Raw genomic sequence first — 11,046 nt, 5'->3', positions numbered from 1 at the left:
GCCTGCGGCACATCTTCTACATGGCCGCCCAGACGGCAATGATGCGACCAGGCCCCTCCCGCGACTACTACCTCAAGAAACGATCCGAAGGACTGCTGCACACCCAGGCCCTGCTCGCACTCGCCCGCCGCAGGGTCGACGTCCTCTGGGCGATGCTGCGCGACAAGAGGCTCTTCACCTCCGCCCCACCGGTCACGCAGGCGGCTTGACACAATCATTGAGATTCCTCCAGCCCGGACAAGCGGAGGCGGAGCTGCCCGACGGTGATCGGGACAGCCTTGTGGTGGTAGCGGTAGACCATGGCCCTGAGCGTGCCACGACAGAGCAGGGAAGACCGTGTATACGCGCTGGAGGGGCTGTTGCCGGAGTACGGCACGTGAGGTGACTGCCCGGGTGGCTATGTCCCGGGTTGATTGCGCCGGCCTGGTCAGACCAAGGCTCGAGATCAACTGCTGGCGGCTTTGGGGCTCACCTCGGCGATACCCCGATGACGTACGCCCCAAGTCTGCTTCGTGCGCCCCTCCGTCGTACGTGTGCCCCGGAGGGGACGGTGGGGATTCGGTATGTATGCGGACGAGTTCCGCCCCTCCTGCGAGGAAGACCCGAAGGGGCCAGGGGCAGGGATTCGCTTGGTGTGGAGGTGTCTTCTCACCGTCCCGCCCTGCTTGGAGAGGGCAGGCGTTCCGTGACAAGTGACGACAAGTAAAGGGGCATCACATATGCCGACTCACATCCTTGCCGGCCTGGGAACGGCTAGCTCCAGCTACAGTCCGCCCATCACCCAGAGCGCGCAGACGGTCACTGTGCACAGCGATACGACATTTGTGCCGCCTGTGCCCTGTGCCGATGCCCCTACCAGGCTACTGATGTCCTCTCAGGTCGACGGCACCTTTGTGACTCAGTGCCTGGGCACCGTCACCGAGGCGAACCACCATGGCACGCTCAAGTGGTCGGACGGCACCACCAGCGCGTTCAACGTGAACACGTTCACTGCCGAACGCGTGGAAGGCCACATTGTCGGACGTGCCGAGGGCACCATCATCAATGGGCACTACTCGGGTGCCGCCATCAATCTTCTGCCTCTCCGGCTGGCAAACGAGACCGCAGCCTGCCTGGCCGGTAGCAGTGTTTCTGGCGGCACTGGTGCAGAAGTGGTTGTCGTGACAGCGCCCTGAGTCTGGATCAACCGGTCGGTAACAGGGGCGCCGGTCTTCTCCCGTCTCGCGCGTCGGCGGAGCCGGGGCGCGCAGCAATGAAGAGATGGTGCATGTTGAGCGGCGCGACAGCAGGTGCCTTGCGGGACTTGGAGCCGTCGGGGGGCGTCTGCTCGACCGGCATCTGGCGGTGGCCCGTGAGTGGTTCCCCCATCAGTACGTGCCGTGGAGCGGAGCACGGGACTTCGACGGCCCGCTGGAGGGTACGGGCTGGAGTGCGCAGCAGTCGGCGCTGCCGCAGCCGGTGCAGGGCGCCCTGCTTGTCAACTTGCTCACCGAGGACTATCTGCCCAGTTATCACTTCGAGATCGCGGCCCGCTTCGGCAGGGACGATGCCTGGGGCGCTTGGGTGCACCGGTGGACGGCGGAGGAGGATCGCCACGCATGTCTCATGCGGGCCTACGTCCACGCCCGTCGTGCGATGGACCCGGTGGCCCTTGAGAAGCTACGGATGCGGCATGCGGGCGGCCGGGTACCGCAGCGACCTGCCGACCGTCCTGCATGCGCTGTCGTACGTGACGGTGCAGGAGCTGGCGACCTGCCAGGCGCACCGCAACGTGGGCGTCATGTGCGGTGCTCCGGTGGGTGAACAGCTGATGGCGCGTATCGCCGCAGACGAGAGCTTGCACATGCTCTTCTGCCGGGATCTGTACGCCGACGCCCTCCGCGTGTTCCCGGACGACGCGCTGACGGCCCTGACCGACGTGATCTGCGACTTCAGGATGCCGGGCACGACGATTCCCGGTTTCCGCGCCCGCGCTCTGCGGGTCGCGGTCGCCGGCATCTTCGACCTCGATGTCCACCACCAGCACGTCGTGCGGCCCCTTTTGCGCGCCCTGGGAGTGATGTGTCTCTGTCCGGCCTCGGCCCGGCCGGCGAGCAGGCCCAGGAGCGACTGGGGCAGCACCTGGAGTCACTGCGGGCGCAGGCGTCCCGCGCGCGAGAACTGTACGAGCGGATGAACGCCGGTGACGGTCCAGGGCGTTCCCGCACCACTGCACAGGAGGTCACGGCATGACACAGGAAGTGGGACAGGACATCCAGCCGGTGCTGCCCGAGCGTTTGGTCACCCTGCTGACCAGTCATCTCGACGTCAAGGCGGACCCGCAGCAGCTGACGGCGGCGACGACATTCGAAAGCCTCGGGATGGACTCCTTGTCCTTGATGGAACTCGTGGTGGCGGCCGAGGAGGAGCTCGGGATCGTCCTGCCGGAGGACGCCGTGGAACTGTCCCCGATAGCCACGCTGGGCGAGGCCGCCCAGGTGTTCGAGCGTGCGCGCTGAGGTCGCGGTCACCGGACTGGGTCTGGTGACTCCCGCGGGGCACAGCGCCGAGGACAACTGGGCGGCTCTGTGCCGGGGCCGCTCCCTGGCCGCCTCCGATCCGGAACTCGCCGGACTGCCCGTCGACTTCTCGTGCCAGGTACCCGGTTTCGACGCCGTCGCTGAACTGGGACGGTCGCTCGCCCGGCGGGTGGACCGGTTCATCCAGTTCGCCCTCGTCGCCGCCAGGCGAGCCGTCGCCGACGCCGCGCTCGACCCCACGTCCTGGCCGGCTGAGCGGGTGGGCGTCGTGCTGGGTGTGGGCTCGAACTGCCTGAGTACCTATGCCAACGAGTTCGGCCACCTCGGCGCGGGCCGCCCCGAGCGGGTCTCACCGCTGGCGCTGCCGCGCAGTGTGCCGAACATGGCGGCCGGCGAGGTCGCGATCGACCTGGGCGCCCAGGGGCCGAATTTCATCACCTCCAGCGCCTGCGCGTCCGGCGCGACCGCGATCGGTGTCGCACGGGACCTGCTGCGGTCGGACACCTGCGACATCGTCCTGGCAGGCGGCAGCGAGTCCGGGCGCTCCCGCATGACGGCGACCTGCTTCACCCGGATGCGCGCGCTCTCCCGACAGCGGGAGCGGCCGGAGCTGGCCAGCCGGCCGTTCGACGCGGCGCGGGACGGCTTCGTCCTGGGCGAGGGCGCCGCCGTCCTCGTAATGGAACGCCTCACACAGGCAAAGGCCCGCGGCGTTCCGGCGCAGGCGCTGCTACGCGGTTATGGAGCCGGTGCGGACGCCCGTCATCCGGTTGCCCCGGACCCGGCCGGTGCCGGAGCGGTCCGTGCGGTCCGCGCCGCGCTGGCGGACGGGGCCTGCGCTGCGCGTGACGTGGGTCTGGTCAACGCGCACGGTACGTCGACACCGTTGAACGATGCCGCCGAGGCCGCAGCCCTGACCCGGGCGTTCGGTGACGACGTGCCACCGGTGACCGCGTCCAAGGGCGTAATCGGTCACGCTCTTGGCGCGGCTGGAGCGATCCAGGCCGCGTACACCGTCCTCGCCCTGCGCCGCCGCCTCATCCCGCCGGTGGCGAACTTCCAGGGCCAGGACGGCGAGTACAAGCTGGACATCGTGGCCAGCCGCCCGCGCCCGGTCGACACAAAGACGGCTATCAGCTGTTCCTTTGGGTTCGGCGGGCAGAACGCCGTCCTGCTGTTCACAGCCCCCTGAGACGGACAGGATGCGAGTACGAGCGTTGAGGCAGCTGCCCCCCACCGCTCCGGCCGCTGCCGCGGCCGAGCGCATGCGCGCCGCGTTCGCCGCCCCGCCCGACCGGCTCCTCACCGTGGTGGTCACCGGTCCGCAGGCCGCCGCCGGAGCTGACGCCTACGCCGGCCGACTGGAGGACCTGGCGGATGTCACGGCCGTACGCGTCGTACGAACCCTGCCCGCACAGCAGGCTGCCGTGCTGCTGGCCGTCTCTCCGTCCGCTCCCGGCACCCGGGCCTCCCACGACGTGGTGCGGGCCGTGCGGAACACGCCCGCACCCGGCACCGTGGTCGTGGGTGGCCGAGCCGCCGAAGTCGCTGACACCGTTGCGGGCGCCCTGCCGTGGTGCCTGACTGCGCTGGGTGTGAGACTCGCGCTCCTGCTCGGCGCCTTCACCCACAGCGTGATCGCGCCGCTGAAGGCGCTGACGGTGGCGGCCGTCAGCCTCGGGGGCCTCGTCCTGATCTTCCAGGAAGGCCATGGCCGCGCCCTGCTGGGCGGCTTCACGGTGACACACACCCTCGATCCCTCGCCCCTGCTGTTCGTCCTGATCATCACCCTGGCTCTGTCGGTGGACTACGAGGTGTTCCTGCTGGGCCGGATCCGCGAGGAGTACGTGCGCTGCAGAGACAACCGCACCACGATCGTCGACGGCATCGGCCGCACCGGCAGACTGATGACGTCCGCTCCACCGGCCGTCGCGGTCTCCACGGCGGCCATGGGCACTTCGGACGTGGCCCTGCTCAAGCTCATCGGCATCGGCATCGGCGTGGCGCTGGGCGGGGCCGTGGACGCCGTACTCGTACGCGGAGTGCTGGTGCCCGCCGTCATGACACAAGCTGACCGCACACCCGGAAAAGATGCGGAGGGTAATCGATGGGGGAACCGACGCAAGACTCCACCACCCAGACCACATACCGCCACGCACAACCGCCGGAAGGCCCCTCGCCCGCTCCGCGGATCAGGGCGATCAGGACGGCGTTCCCGCCGTACCGCTACCCCCAGCACGAGATCATGGCCACGCTGGCGCGCACCACGCTCATGAACTCCGCGACCGGCGTCCTGATGCTGCGGAAGATCGAGGCCAACGCGGGCGTGGCCACGCGCCATCTGTCCCTGCCCCTGGACAAGCTCGTCGAACTGGCCGATCTCGACGACTTCACACAGACCAACCAGGTATGGCTGCAAACCGCCCTGGATCTCGGCGAGCAGGCCCTGACCGGAGCCCTGAGCGAGGCCGGGGTACGTCCGGGGGACGTCGACGCGGTGATCAGCACCACCGTGACGGGGCTGGCCGTACCCTCACTGGAAGCACGACTGGCCCAGCGGACGGGATTGCGGCCGGACATCAGACGCATCCCGCTGTTCGGCAACGGCTGCGCCGGGGGAGCCGCGGGTCTCGCCCTGCTCCGCGACTACCTGAGCGCGCACCCGGACCAGATCGCCGTCCTGCTGGCAGTGGAGCTCTGCTCCCTGGCCTACCAGCAGAAGGACGGATCGATAGCGAACATCGTCGCCGGCAGCCTGTTCGGCGACGGCGCGGCGGTCGTGGTGGCGGCGGGCGGCCACCGGGCAAACGAGCGTCAGGGGCCACAACTAGTGGACGGCGCGAGCTGGTTGGTGCCTGACAGCGACGATGCGCTCGGCTGGGCGATCGGCTCCCACGGCTTCCGGATCCGTCTGGCGCCGGAGGTGCCCGCGCTCACCGAGGCACACCTGCCCCAAGCCGTGCACTCCTTCCTCTCCCGGCATGCGCTGACGACCGACCGGATCGGCAGCTGGATCATCCACGGCGGCGGGCCGAAGGTGCTCACCGCGGTGGAACGGGCTCTGAGCCTCGCGCCGGACGCCACCGTACTCACCCGCCGCTCCATGGCCGCCCGGGGCAATCTCTCGTCCGTGTCAGTCCTCGATGTCCTGGACACCGCGATGGGAAGCCCGCCCCCGGCCGGCACTCATGGGCTCGTCGCAGCCATGGGCCCCGGATTCGCTGTCGAACTCGTTCTCGTCCGCTGGTGATCGGCTGCGGCTACTGGAAAAGAGATGCCATCATGACCGACGCGGGCTTCCCCCCCTCCCCACCTGGGAGAATGCAAGTCATTGTCAAGACCTGTGGATCGTGTCTGCGAGGCGCAGTGGCGGCATCTGAGTCCGTGCCACGCTCAGGGCGTGTTGGGGTGATGACTGTCTGCCCCGAGTGGACGAGCGGCCCCATGAGCCTCAAAGGGTGTCAACGTCCTGTTTCCGAAGCCGGTGCCCTGGACGGGAAGTGTGACGGCCCCCGCCCAGGGCGTACCCGTCCTTCTACTCCTCGGACTCGCCCGGCTCCCGAAGGGGCCGCAGGGCCCCGTCGCTGTGGAAGCGGATGATGGGGTAGCGGCCGTGGAAATTGATGTGTTCGTGGACCAGCGGGGACAGGCGTGAGCGGATCTCGGGGGAGATGGTCACGCCCCCGGCTTCCAGCTTCTTGACCGCCGCATCGGTGTAGAGCGTGTTCCACCACACGACGGCGTTCAGGGCGAGGCCGAGGGCGCCGAGCTGATCTTCCATGCCGTCGCGGTAGCCGTGGCGGAGCTCGCTGAGCCGTCCGAAGAAGATCCGCCGGCCCAGTGAGTGGCGGCCTTCGCCGATGTTGAGCTGGACGCCGATCATGCGCCGGTATGCCTCGGAGTCGAGGTACTGGAGCAGGTGGAGGGTCTTGAAGATCCGCCCGTAGTGGGCGAACGCGTCCCCGAGGCCGGTCATGCGGTCGCCGCTGGCCATCATCATCCGCAGCAGGTCGTACGCCCGCACCTTCCCGGTCTGCAACGATCCGGCGACACGGAGCATGTCCTCCCAGTGCTGGCGGATCCGCTCGGCCTGCACCCGGTGCCGGGAGACCGGCTCCAGCGGGCCGTAGTTCGCGCTCATGTCGAAGCGCCACAGGCGGGCGTCGGAGATGTCGGCGATCCGCGGGGAGAATTGGTAGCCGCAGATCGCGAACAGCCCGAAGACCAGGTCGCTGTACGAGCCGGTGTCGGTGATGACGATCTCGGGCCGCTCGCGGGTGTCGAGGTTGAACACCGCGTCCAGGATGCCCAGGGAGTCGCGCAGGGTGCCGGGCATCACGATGCCGCCCAGGCCCATCACGCGGTCCGAGACGACGTTGAGCCAGGTCGCCCCGCGCCCGGTGGAGAAGTACTTGCGGTTCGGGCGGGCATGCAGGGAGGCGGACCGGGACGGTGAAGCGCATCCCGTCCGCCGAGGCGACGTGGCCGCCGCCCCAGTCGCCGGCGATGTCGATCTCGCCCTGCTTCTGGACCATCAGCGCCGAGGCCGCGCTGATGCCCGGGGTGTTGAAGTACCCCCAGTCCACGGACGTCAGGCGCGAGCGGGTCAGAGCCTTGTCGCCGGGCTTGATGACCGGCTCCAGACCGATGTTGGTGGACTTGTGCACCAACAGGGCGGTCAGGGTGATGTCGAGGTCGTACGGCCTGGCGACCTTACCGCTGATGTGCTCGAAGGCGTTCAGCATGCCGGTGTGGGCGTGGACCTCCAGCAGCAGCTCGGGATAGTCCACCTTCGGCAGCATCGCCTGCACGGCGTCGTGCACCATCTTGTATCCGGCGGGCTCGGGCTCGGCCTGAAGCCGGTCCAGACGGATCTTCCGGCCGACGATGTCCACGGCCGCGTTCCCCGGCAGCCCCTCGGCCACATGCCGGTACGTCTCATCCAGCAGCGCCCCAAGCTCGCCCAAGTGCTCGTCGGCGGTGTTCGGCAGCTCCAGCGCAGTCAGCACCTTCGGCCGCGCGAGGGCCCACCCCGGTCCCGTCAGCAGCCGCGCCCTCGGATCACCCCATACGTCGGTGCCCTTGGCGAACACGTCCCGGCGCTTGAGCGCGGTGTGCAGGGCCTCCAGCACGCAGAACGTCCACGCCTGCTTGTCGATCAGCCCGTTCGGCACCAACACCGGGTTGCCGAGCACCAGCCGCCACCACGTGGCGTCCAGCAACAGCGTCGAGTCGATGTGCTCGGGCCCCGGCTTACGCCGCGCCTGGACCTTCGGCAGCTCGCGCAGTGCCTCCACGACGGACGTGCCGGCCTTACTCGCGCCCCACGGCACCACCGTCGCGAGCAGCGACGTGAACGGCCGCACCGTGGCGTACCGGTCCAGCAACTGCTTGCGCCACAGCGCATCGCTGTCCTCGTCGTCGCCCTCGGGGAACACCTCCCCCAGAGCCACGATGGCCGTTGCCAGCTCCTCACGCGTGACAAACTGCTCGATCCGCTCCCATGCCTGGGCCATGCTCAGCGGAACCGGCTCCCCCTCGCTCTCCGCGACGACGGGGGTGTCCATCATGATGGTCACCGCGCCCCTGAGCTTCACCACGGCCTTCCGCAGCTTCGGCATGCCCTTCAGCTGGGCCTTGCCCTCCTCGCGCTCCGCGCGGGCCAGCAGCTTGGTGGCCATCAGCAGCTCGAACAGCGTCAGCGCGTCATCGACCGACGAGTTCTCCAGATGCCGCACCGTCGTCAGCAGCGTCGCGGTCCGCCGCGGCTCCGCGAGCCGGCGCAGCGTCGGCGCGTGCGTGGAAAGCCCGTACCGGGCCAGCTCCGCCTGCTTCACCGGCGGCACCCGCCACAGATTCAGCTTCCGCCCCTCCATCGCGCGGATGTCCCGGGCCCGCTCCAGCGCGGCCTTCTGGCCCCGTCCCGAGATGTCCCTCGGCGCCTTCCTCCACCGCTCCAGCACCGACACCGACGAGCCCTCCGGCACCGTCAGCAACCCCAGCAGCTCACGGCGGAACTCCGGTGTCACTGGCGCGTCCGCCACCGAGTAGATCAGCGCCTGCTCACCCCGCCGCACCTCCGCGACCAGGTAGGCCAGCGGCGTCATCCCCGGCAGCAGCACCCGGTTGCGCAGCAGCCATGTCACCGCACGGTCGAACAGCGCCCGCGGCCCCTCCGTCGACACCCACACCCGCCCCGCGATGTACTCCCGCAGCGGCAGGTCGCCCTCCTCGAAGTCCCGCAGCTTCAGCAGCTTCCGGATCTCCCGCGCGTGCTCGTGCTGCGTCGGCAACCGCTTCGGATACAGCTTCAGGCACGACGGATCGTCGATCCCCAATTGCTCCGCGACGAAGTCCGCCACCGACGTCGGCACCGCGGCCGGCTCGGAAAGGAACGTGCCCAGCATCCGCACCGTCCCCCACTGCACACCCCAGCCCAGCCGGTTATGGGAACGGCGCTTCGACCGGGCCATCTCCAACGCCTCGGTGTCCAGCCTGAAGAAGGACTCCAGCTCCTGAACCGACGGCTCACCCGCGAACCGCCCGTACCGGGCGACCTGATCATCCGATAGGTACTCAACTGGCACGGCCTGTCAACCTGCGGCCATAGGCAGACGGCACGACCACGAGGCCGTCAGTGATCAAATCGATACTCGGCGTTGGCCAGAGCCCTTAGCGTTCAATCCTGGAGCAATACCGGCGGGACCCCGGGACGTTACGCGGCAGACGAGGGCCGTGGCCTTCATGGGCGCGGATGTACCCGAGGCCGGGGAGCGTGCGGGCACACGCGCTCGCGCGCTGCGTTGCACATCAGCGGGATCAGCCGTGGAATACCTTTCCGGCTCGGATCACGGCTTGGATGTCGAGCAGCCTTTCCAGATGCTGCAGTGGATTGCCGGCTACCGCGATGAGGTCGGCGTCGTAGCCGACGGCGATCCTGCCTTTGCGGTCGGCTAGCCCGCATGCCTGCGCGGCGAGGGAGGTGGCCGAAGCCAGGGCTTCGGTGTTGGTGAGGCCGAGAGAGCCGAAGTGGATGATCCCGTACGGGAGCACGCCGTGGGGCTTGCGGGGCCCGGCGCCGGCGTCGGAGCAGCAGACCAGTCGCGTTCCTTCGCGGTGCATCCGTGCGAAATTCGCACTGCGCTGCTCCACACGCTCGGCCATGTGCGGTGCGACCATCGAGCCTGTCGGCAGCCATGCTTCGGTGGCGCCGATGAAGGTGCCTGCCTCCACCACGGCCGCAACCGTCTTCCAGTCGGGCTCGACACCGTCCTCGGTGAAGAAGGAGGCATGCTCGATGCCGTCGACCCCGGCTGCGACGGCATCAGCCATTCCCTGCCGGCCGTGCGCATGCGCGGTGACCGGTCTGCCGTGCGCATGGGCGACCCGGGTCACCGCGGCCAGTTCGTCGCGTGTGTACTGCGACTGATGCGGCCCCCACCCAGGAGTGGTCACACCACCGGTCGCCATAACCTTGACTACGTCGACGCCGCGAGCGACGCGCTCCCCGACCGCGGCCTCCACAGCCGCGATGCCGTCGGCTTCGCCTCCCAGGAACCAGCAGTGTCCGAGAGTTCGCGTGATAGGAGGCCCGGCGGCAACAACCTCCGGGCCCATCTCTATGCCCGCCGTGTAGCGGTCACGGAGCGACAGGCCGAGAAAGCGACGATCGCCGAGATCCCGTACGGTCGTGACGCCCGCCCGCAGTTGCTGGCCGGCGTGGATGCGCATGCGCGTCAGGGTGGTGTGGTCATCTTCCTCCGCCATCGCCTGCTTCGACTTGTCGTCGGGGTCGAAGGCGAGGTGCACGTGAGAGTCGATGAGCCCGGGCACCAGCGTGGCGTCACCGAGATCCAGAACGCGCAGATCAGCAGCGGGGGCCGCTCCCGTCATATCGATACCGGTAATCCGCGAACCCTTGATGAGTACAAGCGGGCGCCCCGCTCGTAATGCGTACCCGTCGAACAGCCGTGCCGCGCGGACTGCCCAGATCCGCTGGCCCTGTATGTGTTGTTGTTCGCCGCTGGCAACCACCCGGCTGTGTCTCCTCACCACTCAGTAACTGCCAATGCTTGCGCGGCCTGGATTCGAGCCTGACTCAGTGCCCGGCTTACCATAACCTGTGCACCGAGGCGATGAGTTCAGCAATCACATCAGCCGAGAGGTGCGCCTCTCCCACTCCGACCGCCGCTGTCGCCCGTGACCCTGTCCAGATGCCGACCGCCGAATAGGGACCCAGGTGAAATCAGCCGACCCGGGGGTCAGTCTCCAGCACTGTGGCCAGGGCAGGTGATCTGATAGTGCTGCCGTGGGAACGGGGGTTGTGACGGATCTTATGAGCCGTCGCCGCATTTCAGAGGGACACCCGCGCTGTTCTGCCAGCGGCGAACCCCGGCCCGACCGGACTCGACGATCACTATGGTCCAGTCTCATGACGACGATTACGACGCGTACGGTCCGGTACCCGGCGGACGGTTTGACGATGATCGGGCACCTCGCGCTCCCGGCCGGTGTCGACCGCCGGCCC

9 protein-coding genes and 5 pseudogenes are annotated in these 11,046 nt (G+C 68.6%); 10 read left to right on the top strand and 4 right to left on the bottom strand.

What is annotated here, in order from left to right; all coding sequences use genetic code 11:
* The 8 genes and pseudogenes from B073_RS42410 to B073_RS0136855 all read left to right on the top strand — a co-directional run.
* Window positions 1-209 (top strand): annotated as a pseudogene (locus B073_RS42410) (IS110 family transposase); the annotation flags it as partial.
* A gap of 657 nt (window positions 210-866) precedes the next feature.
* Window positions 867-1,175: a hypothetical protein gene (locus tag B073_RS46980; RefSeq protein WP_158690322.1), complete on the top strand. Its 309-nt coding sequence runs from the start codon at window positions 867-869 to the stop codon at window positions 1,173-1,175.
* Between the two features lie 85 nt (window positions 1,176-1,260).
* Window positions 1,261-1,611: pseudogene (locus tag B073_RS48955) on the top strand (acyl-ACP desaturase); the annotation flags it as partial.
* Window positions 1,612-1,672: 61 nt separating this feature from the next.
* Window positions 1,673-2,176, top strand: coding sequence for an acyl-ACP desaturase (locus B073_RS48950; RefSeq protein WP_063740941.1), 504 nt, complete (start codon window positions 1,673-1,675; stop codon window positions 2,174-2,176).
* Window positions 2,177-2,228: 52 nt separating this feature from the next.
* On the top strand, window positions 2,229-2,498 hold the full coding sequence (locus B073_RS0136870) for an acyl carrier protein (protein ID WP_018543077.1): 270 nt from the start codon (window positions 2,229-2,231) through the stop codon (window positions 2,496-2,498).
* Window positions 2,488-3,711, top strand: coding sequence for a beta-ketoacyl-[acyl-carrier-protein] synthase family protein (locus tag B073_RS0136865; protein ID WP_018543076.1), 1,224 nt, complete (start codon window positions 2,488-2,490; stop codon window positions 3,709-3,711). The genes B073_RS0136870 and B073_RS0136865 overlap by 11 nt, the downstream gene beginning before the upstream one ends.
* Before the next feature lie 25 nt (window positions 3,712-3,736).
* Window positions 3,737-4,795: an MMPL family transporter gene (locus B073_RS48600; RefSeq protein ID WP_018543075.1), complete on the top strand. Its 1,059-nt coding sequence runs from the start codon at window positions 3,737-3,739 to the stop codon at window positions 4,793-4,795.
* A complete protein-coding gene (locus B073_RS0136855; RefSeq protein WP_018543074.1) occupies window positions 4,765-5,769 on the top strand; it encodes a type III polyketide synthase in 1,005 nt (334 codons plus the stop codon). The genes B073_RS48600 and B073_RS0136855 overlap by 31 nt, the downstream gene beginning before the upstream one ends.
* Before the next feature lie 285 nt (window positions 5,770-6,054).
* Here B073_RS0136855 and B073_RS48595 read toward each other — a convergent pair whose 3' ends face one another.
* Both B073_RS48595 and B073_RS49505 read right to left on the bottom strand, forming a co-directional pair.
* Window positions 6,055-6,954, bottom strand: coding sequence for a Tn3 family transposase (locus B073_RS48595; protein ID WP_267881448.1), 900 nt, complete (start codon window positions 6,952-6,954; stop codon window positions 6,055-6,057).
* Between the two features lie 73 nt (window positions 6,955-7,027).
* Window positions 7,028-7,264, bottom strand: a pseudogene (locus tag B073_RS49505) (Tn3 family transposase); the annotation flags it as partial.
* Window positions 7,265-8,033: 769 nt separating this feature from the next.
* Here B073_RS49505 and B073_RS48590 point away from each other — a divergent pair.
* Window positions 8,034-8,570 carry a hypothetical protein gene (locus tag B073_RS48590; protein WP_234025257.1) on the top strand — a complete coding sequence of 179 codons (537 nt, stop codon included), beginning with the start codon at window positions 8,034-8,036 and terminating at the stop codon, window positions 8,568-8,570.
* 83 nt (window positions 8,571-8,653) lie between these two features.
* Here B073_RS48590 and B073_RS49500 read toward each other — a convergent pair.
* Together B073_RS49500 and B073_RS0136830 are read right to left on the bottom strand one after the other, a co-directional pair.
* A pseudogene (locus tag B073_RS49500) lies at window positions 8,654-9,106 on the bottom strand (DUF4158 domain-containing protein); the annotation flags it as partial.
* 232 nt (window positions 9,107-9,338) lie between these two features.
* Window positions 9,339-10,553 (bottom strand): metal-dependent hydrolase family protein, encoded by a 1,215-nt coding sequence (locus B073_RS0136830; protein WP_051094410.1) that lies wholly within the window; start codon window positions 10,551-10,553, stop codon window positions 9,339-9,341.
* 397 nt (window positions 10,554-10,950) lie between these two features.
* Here B073_RS0136830 and B073_RS48580 point away from each other — a divergent pair.
* Window positions 10,951-11,046: pseudogene (locus B073_RS48580) on the top strand (dienelactone hydrolase family protein); the annotation flags it as partial.

The sequence above is a fragment of the Streptomyces sp. MspMP-M5 genome (assembly GCF_000373585.1).
In the GTDB taxonomy this organism is placed as follows: domain Bacteria; phylum Actinomycetota; class Actinomycetes; order Streptomycetales; family Streptomycetaceae; genus Streptomyces.
This window is presented reverse-complemented; position numbering and strand designations above follow the sequence as displayed.